The 21,265-nt window shown below is 40.4% G+C and carries 17 protein-coding genes and 2 tRNA genes; 12 read left to right on the top strand and 7 right to left on the bottom strand.

Annotation, left to right across the window (positions count from 1 at the left end; all coding sequences use genetic code 11):
• The first annotated feature begins 3 nt into the window (after window positions 1-3).
• Window positions 4-1,563: a BCCT family transporter gene (locus tag L641_RS0117640; protein WP_013465314.1), complete on the top strand. Its 1,560-nt coding sequence runs from the start codon at window positions 4-6 to the stop codon at window positions 1,561-1,563.
• Window positions 1,564-1,742: 179 nt separating this feature from the next.
• Here L641_RS0117640 and L641_RS0117635 read toward each other — a convergent pair whose 3' ends face one another.
• Entirely contained in the window at window positions 1,743-3,347 is a 1,605-nt protein-coding gene (locus L641_RS0117635; protein ID WP_013465313.1) for a methyl-accepting chemotaxis protein, read from the bottom strand.
• Between the two features lie 202 nt (window positions 3,348-3,549).
• Here L641_RS0117635 and L641_RS0117630 point away from each other — a divergent pair, with 202 nt between their 5' ends.
• From L641_RS0117630 to speB, 3 genes are all read left to right on the top strand, one after another.
• Window positions 3,550-4,008 (top strand): GNAT family N-acetyltransferase, encoded by a 459-nt coding sequence (locus tag L641_RS0117630; protein ID WP_013465312.1) that lies wholly within the window; start codon window positions 3,550-3,552, stop codon window positions 4,006-4,008.
• 143 nt (window positions 4,009-4,151) lie between these two features.
• Window positions 4,152-6,065 carry a biosynthetic arginine decarboxylase gene (speA, locus tag L641_RS0117625; protein WP_024602649.1) on the top strand — a complete coding sequence of 638 codons (1,914 nt, stop codon included), beginning with the start codon at window positions 4,152-4,154 and terminating at the stop codon, window positions 6,063-6,065.
• A 3-nt stretch (window positions 6,066-6,068) separates the two neighbouring features.
• On the top strand, window positions 6,069-6,992 hold the full coding sequence (gene speB, locus L641_RS0117620; RefSeq protein ID WP_024602648.1) for an agmatinase: 924 nt from the start codon (window positions 6,069-6,071) through the stop codon (window positions 6,990-6,992).
• A gap of 63 nt (window positions 6,993-7,055) precedes the next feature.
• On the opposite strand, the gene L641_RS0117615 is transcribed toward speB, so the two are convergent.
• The 3 genes from L641_RS0117615 to L641_RS0117605 are packed head-to-tail and all read right to left on the bottom strand — an operon-like array spanning window position 7,056 to window position 9,474.
• Window positions 7,056-7,349 (bottom strand): hypothetical protein, encoded by a 294-nt coding sequence (locus tag L641_RS0117615; protein WP_024602647.1) that lies wholly within the window; start codon window positions 7,347-7,349, stop codon window positions 7,056-7,058.
• Window positions 7,346-8,386, bottom strand: coding sequence for a M48 family metallopeptidase (locus L641_RS0117610; RefSeq protein WP_024602646.1), 1,041 nt, complete (start codon window positions 8,384-8,386; stop codon window positions 7,346-7,348). The genes L641_RS0117615 and L641_RS0117610 overlap by 4 nt, the downstream gene beginning before the upstream one ends.
• On the bottom strand, window positions 8,386-9,474 hold the full coding sequence (locus L641_RS0117605) for a YjgN family protein (RefSeq protein WP_013465307.1): 1,089 nt from the start codon (window positions 9,472-9,474) through the stop codon (window positions 8,386-8,388). Before L641_RS0117605 ends, L641_RS0117610 begins: the two co-directional genes overlap by 1 nt.
• A 172-nt stretch (window positions 9,475-9,646) precedes the next feature.
• Between L641_RS0117605 and L641_RS0117600 the strand changes: the two genes are divergently transcribed.
• From L641_RS0117600 to msrB, 8 genes are all read left to right on the top strand, one after another.
• Window positions 9,647-10,378 (top strand): RNA methyltransferase, encoded by a 732-nt coding sequence (locus L641_RS0117600; RefSeq protein WP_013465306.1) that lies wholly within the window; start codon window positions 9,647-9,649, stop codon window positions 10,376-10,378.
• A 68-nt stretch (window positions 10,379-10,446) separates the two neighbouring features.
• On the top strand, window positions 10,447-13,848 hold the full coding sequence (locus L641_RS0117595; protein ID WP_013465305.1) for an AAA family ATPase: 3,402 nt from the start codon (window positions 10,447-10,449) through the stop codon (window positions 13,846-13,848).
• 73 nt (window positions 13,849-13,921) lie between these two features.
• Window positions 13,922-14,668, top strand: coding sequence for a cell division protein ZipA (gene zipA / locus L641_RS0117590; RefSeq protein WP_024602645.1), 747 nt, complete (start codon window positions 13,922-13,924; stop codon window positions 14,666-14,668).
• Window positions 14,669-14,747: 79 nt separating this feature from the next.
• The gene (gene ligA / locus L641_RS0117585) at window positions 14,748-16,769 is read left to right on the top strand and encodes an NAD-dependent DNA ligase LigA (RefSeq protein WP_013465303.1); all 2,022 of its coding nucleotides are present in this window, start codon (window positions 14,748-14,750) and stop codon (window positions 16,767-16,769) included.
• Entirely contained in the window at window positions 16,762-17,106 is a 345-nt protein-coding gene (locus L641_RS0117580; protein ID WP_013465302.1) for a DUF3392 family protein, read from the top strand. Before ligA ends, L641_RS0117580 begins: the two co-directional genes overlap by 8 nt.
• Complete coding sequence (locus tag L641_RS0117575; RefSeq protein ID WP_024602644.1) at window positions 17,103-17,603, top strand: DUF2919 domain-containing protein; 501 nt, start codon at window positions 17,103-17,105, stop codon at window positions 17,601-17,603. The genes L641_RS0117580 and L641_RS0117575 overlap by 4 nt, the downstream gene beginning before the upstream one ends.
• Window positions 17,604-17,609: 6 nt before the next feature.
• On the top strand, window positions 17,610-18,050 hold the full coding sequence (locus L641_RS0117570) for a hypothetical protein (protein ID WP_013465300.1): 441 nt from the start codon (window positions 17,610-17,612) through the stop codon (window positions 18,048-18,050).
• Between the two features lie 95 nt (window positions 18,051-18,145).
• The gene (gene msrB, locus L641_RS0117565; protein WP_013465299.1) at window positions 18,146-18,586 is read left to right on the top strand and encodes a peptide-methionine (R)-S-oxide reductase MsrB; all 441 of its coding nucleotides are present in this window, start codon (window positions 18,146-18,148) and stop codon (window positions 18,584-18,586) included.
• Window positions 18,587-18,943: 357 nt separating this feature from the next.
• On the opposite strand, the gene L641_RS0117560 is transcribed toward msrB, so the two are convergent.
• The 3 genes from L641_RS0117560 to L641_RS0117550 form a co-directional block, all read right to left on the bottom strand.
• Window positions 18,944-20,575: a response regulator gene (locus L641_RS0117560; RefSeq protein WP_024602643.1), complete on the bottom strand. Its 1,632-nt coding sequence runs from the start codon at window positions 20,573-20,575 to the stop codon at window positions 18,944-18,946.
• Between the two features lie 405 nt (window positions 20,576-20,980).
• Window positions 20,981-21,056: transfer RNA gene (locus L641_RS0117555), tRNA-Val, on the bottom strand.
• Window positions 21,057-21,106: 50 nt separating this feature from the next.
• A tRNA-Val gene (locus tag L641_RS0117550) sits at window positions 21,107-21,182 on the bottom strand.
• Between the last annotated feature and the right edge of the window lie 83 nt (window positions 21,183-21,265).

The raw sequence follows: 21,265 nt of genomic DNA, 5'->3' as shown, positions 1-21,265 counted from the left end.
TAAATGAATACCACTAAAGCAACTTTAAAGTCGGGTGAAACACATTCTTCCCGAGTTAAGTTTCTGGATGGGGTTGATATACCCGTATTTTTAATCAGTGGCGGTATATTAGTTTTATTTGCCGCGCTGGCACTTTACGACATTAAACTGATGTCTGATTGGATAAATACGGCCTTTGCCTTCTCAACCAAAATATTTGGCGCCTTTTGGCAAGTCCTACTTTTATTAACCTTTGTGATTGGCATTTTCTTAGCTATCGGCCGCACTGGCTCAGTGGTACTGGGTGGCTTAAAAACCCCTGAAATTTCTACCTTTAAGTGGATAAGTATTATTATGTGTACTTTGCTTGCTGGTGGCGGCGTATTTTGGGCCGCAGCAGAGCCAATGGCACATTTTATTTCTCCGCCACCGCTATTTGGTGGTGAAACAGGCACTAACGATGCCGCCTACAACGCACTTGCACAAAGCTTTATGCACTGGGGATTTTTAGCCTGGGCTATATTAGGCAGCTTAACGGGCATTGTTTATATGCATCTTCATTACGAAAAAGGCTTACCGCTTAAACCTCGTACTTTGCTTTATCCCGTATTTGGCGATCGTGTTATGAAAGGGGCGCTTGGTACAATTGTTGATGCATGTTGTGTACTCGCTGTGGTTGCTGGCACTGTAGGTCCCATTGGTTTTTTAGGCTTACAGGTGAGTTTTGGCCTAGATAAATTGTTTGGCATTCCTGACACATACACCACACAAGTAGTTATTTTATTTAGTTTAATTGGCATTTACACACTTTCAGCGGTAAGTGGCGTTACTAAAGGTATTCAGCTGTTAAGTCGTTTTAATGTTGTATTGGCTGTAGTGCTGATGTTGTTTATATTCCTGATGGGGCCCACTGCGTTTATTATTGATAGCTACATTCAATCGTTTGGCTTGTACTTAGATAACTTTATACCTATGGCTACGTTTCGTGCCGATAAACCATGGTTAGACTGGTGGACCGTATTCTTTTGGGGCTGGTTTTTAGGTTATGGCCCTTTAATGGCGATGTTTGTTGCGCGTATATCGCGTGGCCGAACTATCCGTGAAATGATTTTACTCATCTCTGTGGTTGCGCCAGTGATCACCTGCTTTTGGTTTACCATTGTGGGTGGCTCAGGCATATTTTTTGAGTTAAATAATCCAGGTGTTATATCAGAACCTTTCGCAGGGCTTAATTTACCAGCGGCATTGTTAGCCATTACTGAGCAGTTACCCATGGGGTTTGTTGTGTCGGTATTATTTTTAGTGCTGACCACTATTTTTGTGGCAACAACCGGTGACTCAATGACGTACTCGGTATCTATGGTGATGACCGGTACCGATCATCCGCAAACATCAATTCGTGTGTTTTGGGGAGTTATGATGGGGGTAATGGCTGCATTACTCATCTCAATTGGCGAGGGCGGAATTTCAGCGCTACAGTCCTTTATTGTGGTGACCGCGGTGCCAGTTTCCTTTGTGTTACTACCGTCACTGTGGACAGCACCACAAATAGTTAAAAAAATGGCAGATGAGCAAGGGCTCTAATAGCACATAAAAAAGGCGCTCGTTAGCGCCTTTTTCTATTTTATACATCACTTAAATTTTAACAAAAAACAGCCACATTTCTTCAGGCCACAGAGACTCTACCGGATTAAAATAATTCACTAACAAACAGTTTAATTTGTTGATTGAGCAAGTTTGTTAAGTTTTTTCAAACTATTTAATTATTTTAAAAATGAAGCCAGCTCGTCAACGTGCGTTTGAGTTTCATTTATTAAAAGTCCAATTTGTGCCGCTGCTTCGTTTGATGTTTTGGCAAGGTTACGTACTTCGTCAGCAACCACGGCAAAACCTCGTCCAGCTTCACCAGCTCTCGCAGCTTCAATGGCCGCATTAAGAGCAAGTAAATTAGTTTGATCTGCCACGGCATTGATGGTGGTGACCGTAGTTTGAATTTTCCCTAATACGGTTGACATTGATTGATGCGTTCCAGTAACCAATTTGTTTCTAGAAGAGACATTACTACCAAATACAACGTATTTAGAAACCTTACCGTTTAAATCGGTAATAGAAGAAATAATGCAATCTAGCGTTACGTCTTCATTTTGATGCGTCAATGACATCATTACTTCAGTCGGCTTGCCTTGGTTGAGTATTTGAATACGTGAAGCGTCTAAATGATCCCTTAAATTACCAAACACACTCGCTATGTTTGAGCCCTCAGATATGTTTAATTGCTTTTTGGTATACTCATTGGCAGATAGGAACTGGCCATCTTCATTAAACTCAATCACAGCCGAGTGGCTACTTATTGCATCTTTTTGGTTTATTTGTTCAAGTACTTGGCGCTTAATTTCGCGAATATCTGAACTGACGCCCACAAACCCTGTGTGCTGGCCATTATCATCAAATGTTGGGTTTACCGACAGAACAATCCAATATGGCACACCATTTTTATCAAAATTTAGTATTTCTTCATAAAATGGTTGTTTGTTTTTAAGGTTTTTTGAAATCCGCTTAACGGTTTCTTTGTCTGTTTGTTCTCCCTGCAAGAAATTGCCTGGTTTTTTGCCTTTTACTTCTGCAAGTGTATAACCTGAAAGTACTTCAAAGCCAGGGTTAACATATTCTACTAAGCCATCTTTATTGGTAATAAGTACACTAGTACTGGTATTGCTGACCACTTTAGATAACAGTTCAAATTGCTTATAGTCTTCAACTTGTGATTGTTTTGATAATATAAATGCAGACAACAAGGTATTATTGAAGTTAAAAGTAGTGTGGGCAAGATTATAATAAATATTGTCTTTTACAGATAAACACAGTGAACCGTGTTCGCTATTTAAAGCATCTTGTAAAACGTTTAGCAATTTAGTGTTTTCTTTGGGCAGTAGTGCAGCGTCGGCACTGTTCGACGTATCTAAATTATTCGCAACAAGCTTTGAGTTATCATCGAAGACTGCATAGATATCTTCACCTAAACTCAGAAGTGTTTGCCAAGCTTGCTCATCTAACACTCTTATCGGCTCAGGTTTAAATACATGGAGCGAGCATGTATCAAGCTCTTTTAATGTAAGCGGGCTAATGTGTTGGGTTAAAAACAAGTTATTTCCACAAGCAATGGTTTTGCTTGTTGGATTATAACGTTTATTTAAATAAGTTAATGTATTAGTGTCATTAGTTTGGTTAAGTGTCTTACTTAGCGATGTAAACTCGTCATTCCCTGCAATAACAGTGTTGTCGTTGTTAACGATAATCGCAGCTGCTTCGTGTGTACTAACTAGCTGTTTTGCAAACGCCTGTTTTCTTTTTTTTGGGCTAAACCACATTATTTATTCCTAATTTACACTCTAATTGATTGCATTATACGCCCGTCATAGTACATCTAGGTCAAACTATTGTTTTTTATTTTGCAATAATAATTTTGTGTCGGTATTTTTTAAAAGTAATGACATAAAACATAGTTATTGTTCATTTGTTACAATGCGTTATAGTTTGCTAACAAATAAGAAAATAAATTAGAGATAACCTATGCAGTTAATAGATTTAACCCCTGATGATCCCGATGTGATTAATGTTTTTTCTGATATCGACAGACTTATTAATTCTTTATATCCAGTAGCGACAGCACAGTCATTGTCTGTTAGTCAATTGGGTCAACCCAATGTCTATGCAATAGGCTTGAAAAATGAAGAGGGGATTATTGCTTGTGGGGCGATTGTTATGCAGTTTGATACCCAGCCCTATGGTGAGATACGCCGTTTATATGTCAAACCTAGTTATCGCGGAAAAGGCTTATCGCGCCGTATTATGCAAATATTATTACACCATGCTGGCGAAGAAGAAATCCCAATCATAAAGCTAGAAACAGGGCCAAAGCAAAGACAATCAATCCATCTTTACGAGAATTTAGGGTTTGTACAATGTGCCCCTTTTGGTGAATACACAGAAAACCCGAACAGCCTATTTATGGAGCTTGCGCTCAGCTAATAATACGCTATTTACTGTTTTTCTTTATCAATTTTAATCCTCACTCGTTACGAGTAGAAATACTTGTTGGACATGAATCGCTATTTTTCTTTTAATGCGCGCAACTAGCCGGTTTGGCATTCATAAATAAAAGAGAAAGATAAATGAAAGAGACAACATCACTTGAACAAGCTCGTACGAGCTACAACGTTCGTCATTGGAGCCAAGGTTTTTTTGGTATTAATGATCAAGGTGATGTGTATGTTGCGCCCAAGGCTGATGCCCCACAGCAAACCATTGCATTAACAGACATTGCTAAGCAGCTTGAAGAAAAAGGCTTAAGTTTGCCGGCGTTAGTTCGCTTTCCACAAATTTTACATCATCGCGTGCATAGCTTATGTGGTGCATTTAATACTGCTATAGAAAGCTATGGTTACCCAAAAGACTATTTATTAGTTTACCCAATTAAAGTTAACCAACAACGCGAAGTAGTTGAAGAAATTGTTGCCAGCCAAGCACAAGTAGAAAAAAAACAGCTGGGTTTAGAAGCAGGCAGCAAGCCAGAGTTATTAACCGTATTAGCGTTGGCTGAAAAAACCAGTGCGGTGATTGTGTGTAATGGCTACAAAGATAAAGAATATGTGCGTTTAGCGTTGATTGGCGAAAAGCTGGGCCATAAAGTGTATATCGTACTTGAGAAACTGTCTGAGCTGGATATGGTACTTAGCCAAGCTAAAGAATTAAATGTAAAACCACGCATTGGTATTCGTGTGCGTTTAGCATCGCAAGGCAAAGGTAAGTGGCAAGCCAGTGGCGGAGAAAAATCTAAGTTTGGTTTATCTGCTTCACAAGTATTACATGTTGTGAACCGCTTAAAAGAAACTGATCAGCTTGATTTAGTACAGTTAGTGCATTTTCATTTAGGGTCGCAAATGGCCAACATTCGTGATGTACGTTTAGGTGTCAGCGAAGCGGCACGTTTTTATTGTGAGTTACGTAAATTAGGCGCACAAATTGATTGCCTAGATGTAGGTGGTGGTTTAGCCGTTGATTATGATGGTACGCGAAGCCAGTCTCATAACTCAATGAACTACAGCTTAGCAGAGTACGCAAATAATATTGTTTACACCATCGGTGATATTTGTAAGCAGTATGAGCAACCTTTCCCTATCATTATTTCAGAGTCGGGAAGAGCATTAACGGCGCATCATGCAGTGCTTATTTCCAATGTAATTGGCACCGAAACGTATACACCGGAAGAAATAGAAGCGCCAGCTGATGATGCGCCGCAGTTACTTAAAAATATGTGGATTTCATGGCAACAATTGCATGTGCTTACTGATGACCGTGCATTAATTGAGATTTTTCACGACAGCCAAGGTGATTTAGCTGAAGCGCATAGTCAGTTTGCGATGGGATTATTAGATTTAACCCAACGCGCATGGGCCGAGCAAATTAATTTGCGTGTGTGTTATGAGCTTAATAAATTAATGGATAATAAAAACCGTTTTCATCGACCGATTATAGATGACCTTAATGCGCGTTTAGCGGACAAGTTTTTTGTCAATTTCTCATTGTTTCAGTCATTGCCTGACGCGTGGGGTATTGACCAAGTGTTTCCGGTATTGCCTTTAAGTGGTTTAACGCAAGCTCCACAAAAACGGGCTGTGTTACTAGATATCACCTGTGATTCAGATGGCGCATTAGAGCATTATGTAGATGGCCAAGGTATTGAAAGTACGTTACCAGTACCAGAGTTTACAGCAGATAAACCTTATTTAATGGGTTTTTTCTTAGTAGGTGCCTATCAAGAGATTCTAGGCGATATGCATAACTTATTTGGTGATACGCACAGTGCTATTGTCAATATGGATGAGCAAGGTGTTGCCAGCATTACAGAAATTAACCTCGGTGATACTGTTGCTGACATGATGCGTTATGTACATTTAGATGTTGTAGGTTTTCAGCAGTCTTATGCGCAGTTAGTCAGCGCAAAAATTGCAGTAGATGAACAGCAAAGCGTCCTCGACGAATTGCAAAGCGGCCTTGACGGCTACACTTATTTAGAAGAGTTATAAGCAATGTCTAGCTTGTTTGGTTGTGTTGACCACTCATTGTACTCAAACGGGATGACGTTTTTACGTCGTCCTATGGTACAAAACATTAATGCGATTGAAGCCGATGTAGTGGTACTGGGTTTACCGTTTGATTTGGCTACTTCAGGGCGCCCTGGTGCCCGCTTAGGGCCTGATGCTATTCGCAGAGCGTCAGTGCATTTAGCGTGGGAAGATACGAAATATCCGTGGACGTTTCCTTTGTTTGAACGGCTAAAAGTAGCGGATGCTGGCGATTTTACCTATCCGGTAGGCGATCCTGAGTATTTTACTGCCCAGCTAGAAATGGCGGCAGAGCAAATACTTCGCCAAGGTAAAACATTATTAGGCTTAGGTGGCGATCATTTCGTAACGTTACCGCTGTTGCGCGCACATGCAAAAATTCATGGAAAAATGGCGTTAGTGCATTTTGATGCGCACACCGATACCTATAGTAATGGGTCGCGTTTTGATCACGGTACTATGTTTTATCATGCGCCAATGGAAGGGTTGATTGATGTTAATCACAGTATTCAGCTCGGCATTCGTACCGATTTTGATCAAAGCAAGCATGAGTTTGCAGTGATTGATGCTATGCAGGCCAATGATCTTCATGCGAATGATATTGCAGCGCAGATTATTGAGCGAGTGGGCGATTTACCGGTTTACTTAACCTTTGATATAGATTGTTTAGACCCTGCCTTTGCGCCAGGTACAGGTACACCTGTATGTGGTGGTTTAACTTCTGATAAAGTGCTGAAAATTTTACGTGCACTCAAAGGCATTAATATGGTGGGTATGGATGTAGTTGAAGTATCGCCTTCTTATGACCAAAGTGAGCTCACCGCCATTGCCGCAGCAACGATTGCCAGTGAATTATTGCATTTGTGGGCACTTAAGCATAAATATTAGTATGTTTTAATGCAGCTCAAAAAAGCGCCAATTTGGCGCTTTTTTTGTATAAAAATAAGAGTACTATGAAAACTGCATATTGTGCTTTTTAGCATAAATAAAAAACACCGGAATTTCGATTATTACGTAAGTTAAAAAAGTAAACCAAAACCAATTAACTTCAAATAGTAACCAGCTAAATTGCACGCCCGAGTTGTAATAAAGGGTAGATGCAATTAATAGCGTAATGCCTGTTGCAAATAAATCTTGCACCGATACTTTTTTAAAGCTGCTGCCTGCAAAGCGCGGATAAATAAATCCGTAGCCAAGCGTTATCATAATGATAACTAATAACAATAAATTCAGTTCAGGGGTCATTGTGGTTTATATTGCCTCGCATATTCTATTCGCTCTTGGGAACTTGGGTGCGTTGATAAATACTTTAACCAAGTATCATCAAGGGTCGCCTCTTGTGCTTTTAAATTATTTTCCAGTGCTTCAATTGCATCAGCAAAGTCGTGGTTAGAATATCCTAATTTTAAAAGATTTTTAATAGCATATTCATCGGCCTCTTGTTCCATATCTCGTGAAAACGCTTGTTGTAAAAAAGATGAACCAGAGCCAAGCACGACCTCTAATATCCCTTCTAAATCACCAAAAATAACTGCAAATACAACGGTGCTCGCTGCAGCTTGTGCTGCAAGGCGAATGCTGTGATGGTGCTGAACATGACCAATTTCATGAAGTAAAATAGCACGCAGGGCATCAGGTTCATTCTTTAATAGCTCAACAAGTTCGTCAGTCACAACAACCCGCCCATTAGGAAGAGCAAACGCATTAGCTGAAAAATAATCTGACTGATAAAAAGAGAGTCTAAATTTTGCACTGTCTAAATTGAGAGAGTTAAGCATTAAACGCCATTGTTGCTGTATTTCTGATTGCTTATTAGTAGAAAGTTGAGAAGGTTCTAATGCGACTTTTTCTATCACACTGAGGGTGTGTTCCCCCATCGTTTCAATTGTCGAGGTAGGTGCTAAATTAACGCTATAAACGGCTGCTGACGGTATTAAGCGGTACAAAATTAACCAAAGCAATAAGGGAATTAGCAGCACGGATGCAACAATAAGAATCTTATTTTTTTCTAAGCGTTCACTTAGTCCATGCTTTTTAAGCGCGAATGGCCATCTAAATTCTACATCTTGAGGAACAAATCGCCCACCATCAGCAAAATTTAACTCTGATGCCATGCCCGGTAACGGACTATCAAGTTGGCAATCGTCTAAAGTTGATGAAAGTAACGTCGTATTCTCAGAGTCAACAAGCGTTATTTGCTCATGGGAAAGGTATGCGTAGCTTTTAATATATTGGCTGCTATTAGGGTAATAATAACAGCCAAAAATAGGATAATTACTCATTAGGTGAGTGAAATATCAATATCAAACACATTAGCAGCTTCTTCAGCAAATGATGACTGCTCATTTTGTGCAACATCAATCAACGAAAGTGCGCCGCTATAAATAGTGACTTCTGTAACTGATGCTAATAGCTTTGCTCTGCGTATTTTAGCCCAAGGGTAGGCAAGTCCTAAGGTAAATATAATTGCCAGTACATTGGTAAATAGTAAGATGGCATAGTCAATGGCTTTTAAGTTCGAATCAAAGGTAGCGACTTCTGTAAATTCACTGTTATTAAAAATATGATTTCGAATAAGCGAATGATAAACAGCGCCTACCAGTGTTAAAAACGCAACATACAACGCAGCAATTAATAGCGGCACTACAATTGTCGAAAGGCTAAAGTTTTGTGTGTTTAAGTTATCGATCGTTAAGGCACTTGCACCAGCAAAGAAGCCAAAAATAACTAAGCCACCTATTGCAACTCCCAGGGTAATAAGTGCTGCGATGTAATATCGTTCGCCCTGAAGATTTACTGTAAGTGGTTTATTTCCATAGCTGATGTTTTCATGCATATATTGATCAATTCGCTTTAATACATACGGCAGTAATAGGTGTAATGTGAATACACTTGCAATAGGCAATAAAACAAAGTTAATAAATGCATCGCCGTAATTACCTGAAAAAGCAAAGCGTACATTACGATGGCGGGTCATACGCATGTTAAAGCGCAAACCTTGGTTAATGATCCATGGCAACAAAAATAAAAAACCAATAGCAAATAAAAGGCCTATCGCCGGTGCGAGGCTGCTTAGTATGGTGTAAATTAAAAACACGATTACCGCTAAAATGCGGCCTTTTAGAATTTGTATAGGAGTGGCTAGGTAGTCAAAGCTATGACCGTCGATACGCGTATGACCGTAAAAATAACGGTAGGTGCGTACTTTTGCCCATGCAGAATAAATTCCTAAAGTAATAATACTTAGCAGTATATTGACACTCCATATGCCAAAAAATTCGCCGCTTTTGCCGCTAAATTGTACTTTACCGCTAAAAATAGAGGAGGGTGTTTGGTTTGACTCAGATGAAGTTGGGTGTATTGATTCCATTTAAAAAAAGTCCTTGTAATTTTTTGTAAATTTACCCTTTTTAGAGAATAAAAACAATCTTTATGATTAGCTAGCTTATTGTAAGTAGGCTAATTTTATTGCTTTTGCTGTTTATAGGGCTGCACTTTAAGTCTCCTCTGGTATACTGTGCAGATAATTTAACGGGGCTGACATGATTTCAAAAAACCAACTTAAACTAATTCGCCAGCTTGGCCAAAAGAAGTACCGCAAGCAACTTAATCAATACCTTGTACAAGGCGAAAAAAATGTACTGGAGTTATTAAATAGCCCATTAAAAGTAACCGATGTGTTTGCAACGCAAAACTTTATTGATAATAACCAAAGCGCATACCCTCAAACGCATTTTATTACAGCAGATGAAGAGCAGTTAACAAAGGTAAGTACTTTAGTCAGTAATAATGCGGCGATTGCCATTGTTGATATGCCAAGTACCACATTACCCGATGAAAACAGCTTAATATTGGCCTTAGATGGAGTGTCTGATCCGGGTAATTTAGGTACCATCATTCGCGTGGCTGATTGGTACGGCATAAAACACATTGTTGCCAGCACCGACAGTGCCGATCCGTATAACCCAAAAACAATTAGTGCCACTATGGGGTCATTTGTTCGTGTATCGGTAAGCCAAGTTGATTTACCTAGCTATTTAACATCTTTGGATGTGCCTATTTATGGTGCATTTTTAGAGGGCGAGAATGTCCATCATTGCCAGTTTGCTGGGAAAGGGGTGTTATTAATGGGCAGCGAGTCACATGGTATACGTCAGCAGTGTGCCGCGCTGGTAACAAATAAAATTACCATCCCTGCCTTTGGTGGCGCTGAATCACTTAATGTGGCAATGGCAACGGGCATTATTTTAGATAACTTTAAACGCCAAGCTTAACCTTTTGCCTAAAAATAGGTTAAATTGTAACAACTAACAAAAATAATAAAAATTGGTAAAACAAACAGATGCGCTTAAGCACTATAAAATTAGCGGGCTTTAAATCCTTTGTAGAGCCCACTAAAATTCCATTTCCGGATCAAATGACGTGTGTTGTCGGCCCTAATGGCTGTGGCAAATCGAACGTGATTGATGCGGTGCGATGGGTGCTTGGTGAAAGCTCAGCTAAAAATTTACGTGGCGATGCCATGACAGATGTTATTTTTAATGGCTCCACTAACCGCAAGCCCATCTCACAAGCTTCTGTTGAACTCATATTTGATAATACCCAAGGTAAATTACCCAATACCTTTGCTGATCGTAACCAAGTGGCTATTAAGCGTTTGGTAACTCGCGATGGCCAATCGCTGTACTTTTTAAATGGTAGCAAATGCCGCAAACGTGATATTACCGATATATTTTTAGGCACTGGGCTTGGGCCGCGTAGTTACGCCATTATAGAACAAGGCATGATCTCGCGTTTAATTGAGAGCAAACCGCAAGAGCTGCGTGTTTTTTTAGAAGAAGCGGCAGGCGTATCGAAATACAAAGAGCGCCGCCGTGAAACACAAACCCGCATAAAGAGCACCCGAGAAAACCTAGAGCGACTCCTCGATGTTCGCCAAGAGTTACAAAACCAGCTTGATAAACTTGCAGTACAGTCGGTTGATGCTAAAAAATATCGCGAATTTAAAACCCAAGAACGCACTTTAAAGGGGCAAATAGCGGTATTAAAATGGCAAAAGCTGCATCAGCAACAAGTTGATAAAAGCGCACAAATAAAAAAACTGGATGAACAAATCAGCTTTTTTAAAACGGCGCATTCAGGCCATGATGATGTTCTGGCAAGTCTTGAAGCTCAAGTACAATTTCAGCAAGATAAACTTAATGATGCACAGCAACAGCAGCACCATACACATACAGAATTGACTCGCAGTGAACAGCAGCAAATTAGCATTCAACAACAAACGCTGTCACTGAAACAAAATTTAGCCAAGTTAGAGCAACAAAAAAATCAAAGTGAAGAAGTCAAAACGCAGCAACAAAGTTTCTGCCAAGAGTTAGATGACAGCTTACAACAGGCTGTAGAGCATAACTTAATGTGTAGCGAGCAGGTTATAGAGCTTAGCGATGAGGTTAATCGGCTGCTGGAGATTAAAAATGCCGACACATCACACTGGCAATCGCTAAAAGAAGATTATCAACAATTGCATAATCAGCAGTTAGCGCATACCAACGCAGTAAAACACACAGAACAGAAAAGCAGTTATGTTAAGCAACAACTAACGCAGCTTGATGAGCAAATAGATGAGTTAAAACACAGTGAGATAGAGCAGCTATTAACTCAGCAACAACAGCACAGACAAGCCCTGACTGAGCAGCTAGCGAAAGCGCAAACGGCTCACAGTAAAGGCCAAACTGCGCAAACTACTCAGCAGCAACAGCTAGATGATGCACAGCAAGATTGGCAGCATTTATCTCAGCAAGTAAATGAATTAAAAGCCGGTATAGCGGGGCTACAAACTACTCTTGGGCTTGAAAAAAGCAGCGATGAAAGTTTAACCTTATTTAAGCAGTTAACTGTTCAGTCGGGATATGAGTTTTTAGTCGAGCAGGCGCTGTCATCACTTGAGCACATTCATATATCACAAGGTAAAGCAGAAAATAGCACGTGGGAAATTGCATCGCAGTCTGCAGCTAAGCACAGTATTGCCGCGTTTATTACCACAGGTGTGTATCCTGAGTTATTAAATCATATTGCTTATGATGAAGCCGGCGATATAAGCGCACTTAACGACAATAGTTATATTGCGGTTATAGATAAGCAAGGGGCATTACACGGTCGAAACTGGCATGTAAGTGGCGATAAAAATGCAGAAAATTCCTTATTATTAATGCACAAAAAACTCAAGCAGCAAGAAACCTTACTTGAGCAACAACAACAGGCATTGACGAACGCACACTCCACGCTTGAAGAACATAAAACGCAGGCTGCATTGTTAACTGTTCAGCAAAATGAGCGCAAAGACACTATTCATCAATTAGCACAACAACTTGCTGTAGCAACAACGCGTGGCGATATGCTTAAAGCGCAAGCTGATCAGCATCTGCAGCAGCTAACAAAATTACAACAACAGCGTCTGCCTCTGCTAGAGCAACAACAGCAGTTAAGCGAATTATTGAGCGAAGAGCTCGATAAAAATGAACAGCTTGCACAGCAGTTACAGGCCTTAGCTGAAGAGCTTAACCAAGCCGATAGCACACGAATAAATAGTGATGAGCGTTACAAACAAGCTTTGAATAATGCTGAACAATATAAAACACTAGCGCATCAGGCAAACCTTAATGAGCAAAAAGCACGAAGTGAATGGCAGCTCAGTCAAACAAAACTTAGCCATGCTGTACAGGCGCTTGCAACTGCTGCAGAGGGTGCGCAAGAGATAATAGAGCAGATTGAAGCGTTACTTATTCCTGAGCAAGAGCTTGCAGAGAGTATTGAGCAATTATTAGTACAGCACCAACAAGGCGAACAAACCCTTGTGGATACCCAGCAGCAGTTAGCTCAAGCAAAACAAGAATTACAAAACAAACAAGCGAGTTTAAAAAGTTCACAGACTGAGCTGGTGGCATTGCAAGAGCAGCATCAAAAACTGAGTATTGAAGAGCAAAGCTTACTAATAAAAGCGCAAGCGGTACTAGAGCCACTTAGTGAGCTTAATCAAAATTTAAAACAGGTATTAGCAGAGCTTCCTGCAGAGTTGTCATTAAATGCGGCGCAAAATCAACTTGCTGGAGTAAGTAATCAGCTAGAGCAATTAGGAGCTGTTAACCTTGCAGCCATTGATGAATTTGAACAAGCGAAGCAAAGAAGTGATTATTTAAATAATCAGCTGGACGATTTAACCCAAGCATTAACAGCTTTAGAAGGCGCTATTCATAAAATAGATCGTGAAACAAAAACGCGCTTTAAGTCTACGTTTGATCAGGTAAATCACGATTTTGGCCAGCTTTTCCCCAAAGTGTTTGGCGGCGGCAGTGCTTACTTAGAATTAACCAGTGACGATTTACTCGAAAGTGGTGTTAGTATAATGGCAAGGCCACCAGGTAAAAAAAATTCGACAATTCATTTGTTAAGTGGTGGAGAAAAAGCGCTGAGCGCATTATCATTGGTGTTTTCTATATTCAGGCTCAATCCAGCTCCATTCTGTATGCTGGACGAGGTAGATGCTCCATTAGATGATGCCAATGTGGTTCGTTTTTGCCGTTTGGTTGAAGAAATGTCACAATCTGTGCAGTTTATTTATATTAGTCATAATAAAATTGCAATGGAAATGGCGGGTAGATTAACGGGTGTAACCATGGCAGAGCCCGGCGTGTCGCGCATGGTTGCTGTGGATATTGAACAAGCGGTGCAACTTGCACATGCATAATTTTATAGTCATTTGCTGGTTATTTTAGGTAAAATGATGGCTGTTAGGCATATTAATAATAAAAGGTGAGGGGATGGCCGAAGAATTAAGATGGGTTTTAATTGTGATCAGTGTATTTGTCATTGGTGGCTTATTAATACACGGTTTGTGGTCAGTAAGAAAAAAAGAGAATGCTGAACTCCCTGCAAATGAGCGAGTCGAGCCTGTTCAAGAACAGCAGCCTTCATCTGTACATACTGAGCCACAAGAGCCAACGTTAGCGCAACGAGAAGAGCCACAAATGAGTGAGTTAAACTTCAGCGCTGATGAACCACAGATAGACGAAAGCCCAGTAAATACACCTATCGAGGATGACCTTGAAGTGGTAACAGAAGAGGCCGCAGACACACAACAAGATGCCCCTAAAGACGTTGCAGACTTTGTCATTGTGCATATTCAAATGCCAGAAGGGCTCACTATGCAAGGCAGTAAATTACTGCCTGCTGTTAACATGCTAGGTTTTAAATATTCAGAAGAAGGCTTTTTTAATCGCCACCTAGACCCAGCAGGCCAAGGGCCGGTGTTATTTAGGCTGGTGAATATGTATAACCCAGGCACGTTCGATATTGATAATATGGAACAATTTAGCACCGCTGGGGTGAGCTTATTTATGACTCTGCCATGCGATGGCGACGGTTTAGCCGCGTTTAACATGCTGCACAGCGCCGCTAAAAAAATAGCGGATGAATTTGGTGCCGATATTTTAGATGCAGAGCGAAATGTAATGACGGTAGAGCGTATTCGTCAATATGTTGAACAGGTTCGCGCATTTTCTGCGTAACATACGCATAAGTTAAATTTTGTAAGCCACTGGGCGTTCACTCGTCAAAGTGGCTTTTTTTATGTTTTTTGAGGTCTACATGACAAGCAGCATTAGTGAGCAAATTAATCATCTTCGTACCACGCTTGAGCAACACAATTATAGTTATTATGTGCTTGATACACCCAGCATACCTGATGCCGAATATGACCGCTTGTTACGGACACTAAGTGAATTAGAAACCCAGCACCCTGAGTTTTTAACAGCCGATTCACCCACTCAAAAAGTTGGAGGAGCGGCGCTTGCCAAGTTTGAGCAAGTAGCGCACCAAGTGCCTATGTTATCGCTTGATAACGCCTTTGGTGAGGATGAATTTAGCGGTTTTAATCGTCGTATTAAAGAGCGCTTAATGAGCACTGAAGAGCTTACATTTTGCTGTGAGCCTAAACTGGATGGTTTAGCGGTATCGATTATTTATCGCGATGGAGTACTGGTTCAAGCGGCGACCCGTGGCGATGGTTTTACTGGCGAAAATATTACTCAAAATGTAAAAACAATCCGTAATGTGCCATTAAAATTGCGCGGTGATGATTACCCTCGTGAACTTGAAGTGCGCGGTGAGGTATTTATGGATAGCGCGGGCTTTGAAAAATTAAATGCAGAGGCAGAAAAACGTGGCGATAAAGTCTTTGTTAATCCACGTAATGCGGCGGCAGGAAGTTTACGCCAGCTCGACTCAAAAATTACCGCAAAACGCCCATTGATGTTTTATGCCTACAGCACCGGATTAGTTGCCGATGGCACCTTACCTGAAGATCACTACCAGCAACTTGCTAAGCTTACCGATTGGGGATTACCGCTGTGTCCAGAAACCAAATTAGTTGAAGGCCCAAAGGCTGCGCTTGCCTATTACAATGATATTTTAACGCGTCGTAGCGAGCTAAAGTACGAAATAGATGGCGTGGTAATAAAGGTAAATAAAAAAGCCTTACAAGAGCGCTTAGGCTTTGTAGCTCGTGCACCGCGTTGGGCAATCGCTTATAAATTTCCGGCGCAAGAAGAAATAACGCAATTATTAGATGTTGAATTTCAAGTAGGGCGTACAGGGGCAATTACACCCGTAGCAAGACTAGAACCAGTATTTGTTGGGGGTGTTACGGTATCAAATGCAACGCTGCATAATGCCGACGAAATAGCTCGTTTAGGCGTTAAAGTGGGCGACACCGTGATTATTCGCCGCGCAGGGGATGTTATCCCGCAAATTACTCAAGTGGTACTTGAGCAACGCCCAAGCGATGCAAAAGAAATTGTCTTTCCAACTATGTGCCCCATTTGTGACTCGCATATTGAACGGGTTGAAGGTGAAGCCGTTGCACGTTGTACCGGTGGCTTAGTATGCCAAGCACAACGTAAACAAGCGATTAAGCATTTTGCATCGCGTAAGGCATTAGATATTGACGGCTTAGGCGACAAAATTGTTGATCAATTAGTTGACCGAGAGCTGATCAAAACCCCGGCTGATTTATTTATTTTAAAGCAGGGACATTTTGAATCACTTGAACGAATGGGGCCAAAATCAGCAAAAAACTTAGTTGCCGCACTTGATGATGCAAAAACGACTACCTTAGCAAAGTTTTTATATTCACTGGGTATCCGTGAAGTCGGTGAGGCAACCGCGCAAAACTTAGCTAATCATTTTTTAACGCTTGAAAACGTAATCGATGCCAGCATTGAACAGCTGATTGAAGTAAGCGATGTAGGTGAAATAGTGGCAAAGCACGTGCGTGGCTTTTTTACTGAAGAGCATAATTTAACCGTGGTGAACGAATTAATAGCCCAAGGCATTAACTGGCCACAGTTAACAGCGCCATCAGAGCAAGAACAACCGCTAGCGGGTTTAACTTATGTGCTAACTGGGACGCTTAATACGCTTAATCGCAATGATGCGAAAGCGCGCTTACAACAATTAGGTGCCAAGGTATCTGGCAGTGTTTCAGCCAAAACGGATGCGCTAGTGGCGGGCGAAAAAGCCGGCTCTAAACTAACTAAAGCGCAAGAACTCGGTATAGAAATACTGACAGAGGATGATTTAATTACTTTGTTAGAGACTCATAATGGCTAGTTTTACAAATATACTTAATACCTTGTTAATTGACCTAGGCCAGTGGCTACAAGGCTATTTACCGCATTTATCATTGCTTTTGATGGTGTGCTTAGTGTCGCTTTATGCGGATGATATTTTAAAGCTCACCAAAGGCGTGGTAGCTAGGCGTCACTTTATTATAAGGGTGGCATGTTTTGTGTTGATCACCGCGTTTGGGTTTGGTTTATTAGTGGTGTGGTTAAGCCCACTGCTAACTAAAGCCTTACTGTTTTTTGGTACTAAGTGGTTAGGGCTCACATTATTAGCTGCATTTTTTATTTTGGGCACTATTGCCGATAGGAAAAACCAGTTGTGAGCCGTTATGGACCTGAATACTGGGATAAATATGGTAGCTATCGTACGCCAATAGCGTTTCATTTGAGTATTTTAGTGTTACTGCGGGCCTATTTTATTTGGGTGATTGCCGCGCTGAGCCGTCGTCCTGAACTTGATCTAATGTCATTGTTTTTTAAATCAAAAAATGATTTTTTTATTGCCATAGCAATTGGTGCCGTGGCAATTGTACCCACTATTTTGTTTTGTTTACGCAGACCCAGAGACTCGCATCAAGCTACGAAACGGTTAGCGCGTATTTGGCGATACATGCGTTGGCCGCTTATTGCTTGCGCGCTAATAGACTTGTCGTGGTTAAGTATCCAGGCGGCCCATAGTCATTATCGCTTTTCACTGTTTTTAGCCATACAAATGGTGATTGTATTGTGGGTATTGTGGTATTTGGCAAAAAGTCGTTATTTAAGTGTTTTTTTTAGTGATTGGCCTGAGCCGACAGAAAAAGCAACCGATAAAAAGTAAGAGATTATGCACACTATTAATAAAAAAATAGCGCAAGTAGTGGCCTTTATAGGGCTGATTATTATCTGCGTTGGCTATTTTTTATCATTAGGCGAACATATTTGGTTTAAAGGGATATTGCTATTGTGGATAGTGGTATTTTGTTCGTGCTGTTACCGGTTAACGCCGTTATTTAAAATGCGTAACCCGCTGCGTAACTTTATTCAGCGTGATGCACAGCATTTGTTTGTTTTTAGTTTAACCGGGTTGTTTGATAAAAAGAATGGCCCGCATTGGTTAGTCATCAGCAATATTGAGTCAATAGAGATAAAAGACGATGAGCTAATAGTGCATAGTAATAATGACAGGCAATTAAGCGTGAGTATTCCTGGTAGTCAAGCTCAATTACACGCTTATATAAGCTGTATACTTACAGCAACAGAGAAGCACCGTATAGTGTTTAAATAGCGTTGATCGTGGTATTAGCCACGGACGTAATGATAGGCTGTCAGCCAATGCTTTTGGCTCAGTATGAAGCAAATTTATAACGCAATGAGGTTGTTATGTTGAAATGGAACGATATTGTTAATTTTGCCAACCATGGCAATCCGACACCGGTTCAAAAAGTAGTTAAAACAGAACAGCAATGGCGTGAACTGTTAAACGAAGAGCAATATTACGTGACCCGTAAAAAAGGCACAGAGCGACCAAATAGTTCAACTAGTTGCACACTATTAGAACCGGGAAAGTACGTATGTGTGTGTTGTGACAACCTACTGTTTGATGCGGATGAAAAGTTTGATAGTGGCACAGGATGGCCTTCATTTACACAACCTGCAACGGTTGATGCGATAGGGTATGTAATGGATAACAGCCATGGCATGGAGCGAGTTGAAGTTGTTTGTAATGTGTGTGATGCGCACTTAGGGCATATTTTCCCTGATGGCCCACTTCCTTCCGGCTTGCGCTACTGTGTAAACGCACTGGCAATGAAAAAGCTCTAGGGCCTGTTGGCCTTCCAAGGTTAAATTTGCAGCAGTCTGTTTGGTATTTAGGCAAGGCAGAGCCTATGTGGTGTGGTTATTCCCCATAAATGGGCGATAACTTAGCATCAATTCCAAACAGGCGCTGCCCAAAGGGTTCTGCCAAAGGACGATTAACTCTTTGTTGCCTACATGGATGTAGGTAAGGGGCGTGAGCAGGACGCGGAAGCTTTGCTCGGCTTTTACTTATTCTTACATGGATGTAAGCCAATAGAATAACGCAGGAGCAGTTATCGAGCCCACTAGGTTACAAACCTCACGCTGCGATTAAATCGTCCCTTGCTTGAACAAATTTTAATCCGCAAATGTCAACAGGCCCTAGCTAATCTCTAGTTTCATTTCTTTAGCAATCTGAAGTAGTTTATCGAACCGCTCTGATTGCTCTTCTGCTAAGGGTGATTTTTTTAATAGTTTAAAGCACTTTTGAGCCAATAGACTATTGAAAGAGCCCCCCTGTTTTTTTGATTTATCCACTAAACACTGTAATAAGTTAAGCGCAATACTTGGGTTGTGTGGCATGACCCTAAAGGCTTGACTGAATGCCTCTAAAGCAACATTTAACTGGCCACGCTCAAACTGTTTAACTGCATGATTGTTAAGTTCCTTCGGCCCCATTTTAATATCACGTCTTTCACTTTGCTGTTGCTGTATATAACGCAAGTACGTCGCGTCGCTCCTACTTGGGTGGCGTTCGCAATGATCAATAATTTGGCTAAATAGCGCTTGCGCCTTCTGATGAAAACCTAATTCATGTAATGCTTTTGCTTTATCTAGGGCACCATCGACTGAACGTATTTGAGTATCGCTGTCATCAAGTTGTTCAATCAACTGTTTCGCTTTTTTATGTTCATCTTTTAAATAATAAAGGCGTGCATTGAGCACATCGATTTGAGTTTGTGCATTACTGGTTGGGAATTGTGTTTTTAGCTCATTAATATATTTATTTGTTTGACGGGAGATTCTGTTTATTTGGTCAGTTTGATCTGTGGTTAGTGCAAAATCAATCCCAGCACGAGCGGCATTTAAATAAATGTCTGGGCTATCATGCATAGAGTACTTAGCAAAAGTGGCAATATCCTTTTGAGTTAAGTAGCTGGTTTCATAATCTCTATTAATGAGAGATACGCTGTTCAGTGACTTTTGACGGTCTATATTACGTGGAGCAATATGGGCCGCTTGGCTTAAAAAGTCTTGGGCTAAATCAAATTGGTTTAGTTTTATTTCTAAACGGCCTAATAAGTCTAATGCAACTAGTCGTGTTTCATTACGTTCAAGCATAGTTTTAAGCATGCGTTGAGCCAAAATATGCTCATTGTTAGCAATTAAGGCTTCTACTAATCCTACTTTTGCCCATGCAAATTTTTGAATATTCAAAACTGATTTAAAAAAGTCTTTCGCTTCTTGGTTTTGTTTTAGCGCCAGTAAAATATTACCTTTTAATCTAAGCAGAATAGGGCTGTATTTATTACTTTTATCAAGCTGAGCATTAATTTGTTTTAATGCTTTAGACTGGTTATCGTCATCAATTAAAGTGTATATAGCTTTTAAGTCGCTTTTGCGTTTGAGAATACGCTCTATGCGCACTCTTAGCTCTTGTACAGAGAAAGGTTTTACTAAAAAGTCATCGGGTTGAAGTTCTAACACACTGTGAACTAACTCTCCGCTAGTTTCCGCAGATGTAAAAATAAACCCAGTAGAGTGTTTTATTAATGCTTTAGCGCGTAATTCTTCATAAAGCTGGTAGCCATCTTGGCGTTTGCTTAGATTAAAAGAGCAAATTACCAAGTCAAATTCTTCATGTAAGCATTGTTCTTTTGCCGCTAGAGCATGATCTGCAAAACGCATATGTCCAAAGCCAATTTTTTCGAGCGACTGTTTCATGTAGCTTTGAGCAAGTGGCTGCTCCTCTACAATCAGTATTTTTGCTTCATTAAAAATATTTTTAGACATTGGCTTAAGCGTAATTGAATTTAACACAGACTATAATCAACAGTTTAGACGCTTACAAGGTAATTTAAAGATTCGCTTCGAAGATGAGAGCTTATTAAGCAAATTAATTCTAAAGGTTTATATTTTTATCTTAAAAGAGCTAAAAACCCATTTAAAGTAAATGGATAGCACGCGTAATAAAATAAGTTTAAACAAAATGATTTTGGAGATAATAAAACTCGGAAGATAGGTTTTTGGCATGTGATTGGTAATACTGATTTTTTGAAACCGAAGAATTGCTTGATAACGAATTTCTAAATGGCAATTAATGCTGAACATGAACTAAAGGAGTGGAAGATAATGAATATTAAAATGGAAGGTGATACTGGAAGATTTAGATTTTTGTAATATGCACCATTCAAAGAATGGTGGGTCGTACTGGACTTGAACCAGTGACCCTCGCCTTGTAAGGGCGATGCTCTCCCAACTGAGCTAACGACCCATATTACAACTTTAAAACATGACTATTAACATAATAATAGATTTTATATGTGGTGGGTGATACTGGACTTGAACCAGTGACCCTCGCCTTGTAAGGGCGATGCTCTCCCAACTGAGCTAATCACCCACATATAAATTAAAACGCTACTATTAAAATAAATAGTACTGGACTTTAACCAGTGAACTTCGCCGTTACTTGTAAATAGCGGT

It is taken from the genome of Pseudoalteromonas sp. TB41, assembly GCF_000497975.1.
Taxonomy (GTDB): domain Bacteria; phylum Pseudomonadota; class Gammaproteobacteria; order Enterobacterales; family Alteromonadaceae; genus Pseudoalteromonas; species Pseudoalteromonas tetraodonis.
Note: the sequence above shows the minus strand (reverse complement) of the source record. Positions and strands in the feature narration are given on the sequence as shown.

What these genes read in the sequence shown, in the direction of transcription:
- speA (WP_024602649.1), top strand. Translation starts at nt 4,152, where the DNA reads ATGAAAGAGACAACATCACTTGAACAAGCTCGTACGAGCTACAACGTT.
- L641_RS0117580 (WP_013465302.1), top strand. Translation starts at nt 16,762, where the DNA reads ATGGCTAGTTTTACAAATATACTTAATACCTTGTTAATTGACCTAGGC.
- L641_RS0117640 (WP_013465314.1), top strand. Translation starts at nt 4, where the DNA reads ATGAATACCACTAAAGCAACTTTAAAGTCGGGTGAAACACATTCTTCC.
- msrB (WP_013465299.1), top strand. Translation starts at nt 18,146, where the DNA reads ATGTTGAAATGGAACGATATTGTTAATTTTGCCAACCATGGCAATCCG.
- L641_RS0117635 (WP_013465313.1), bottom strand. Translation starts at nt 3,347, where the DNA reads ATGTGGTTTAGCCCAAAAAAAAGAAAACAGGCGTTTGCAAAACAGCTA.
- ligA (WP_013465303.1), top strand. Translation starts at nt 14,748, where the DNA reads ATGACAAGCAGCATTAGTGAGCAAATTAATCATCTTCGTACCACGCTT.
- L641_RS0117570 (WP_013465300.1), top strand. Translation starts at nt 17,610, where the DNA reads ATGCACACTATTAATAAAAAAATAGCGCAAGTAGTGGCCTTTATAGGG.
- L641_RS0117600 (WP_013465306.1), top strand. Translation starts at nt 9,647, where the DNA reads ATGATTTCAAAAAACCAACTTAAACTAATTCGCCAGCTTGGCCAAAAG.
- L641_RS0117560 (WP_024602643.1), bottom strand. Translation starts at nt 20,575, where the DNA reads ATGTCTAAAAATATTTTTAATGAAGCAAAAATACTGATTGTAGAGGAG.
- L641_RS0117630 (WP_013465312.1), top strand. Translation starts at nt 3,550, where the DNA reads ATGCAGTTAATAGATTTAACCCCTGATGATCCCGATGTGATTAATGTT.
- L641_RS0117615 (WP_024602647.1), bottom strand. Translation starts at nt 7,349, where the DNA reads ATGACCCCTGAACTGAATTTATTGTTATTAGTTATCATTATGATAACG.
- speB (WP_024602648.1), top strand. Translation starts at nt 6,069, where the DNA reads ATGTCTAGCTTGTTTGGTTGTGTTGACCACTCATTGTACTCAAACGGG.
- L641_RS0117605 (WP_013465307.1), bottom strand. Translation starts at nt 9,474, where the DNA reads ATGGAATCAATACACCCAACTTCATCTGAGTCAAACCAAACACCCTCC.
- L641_RS0117595 (WP_013465305.1), top strand. Translation starts at nt 10,447, where the DNA reads ATGCGCTTAAGCACTATAAAATTAGCGGGCTTTAAATCCTTTGTAGAG.
- L641_RS0117610 (WP_024602646.1), bottom strand. Translation starts at nt 8,386, where the DNA reads ATGAGTAATTATCCTATTTTTGGCTGTTATTATTACCCTAATAGCAGC.
- zipA (WP_024602645.1), top strand. Translation starts at nt 13,922, where the DNA reads ATGGCCGAAGAATTAAGATGGGTTTTAATTGTGATCAGTGTATTTGTC.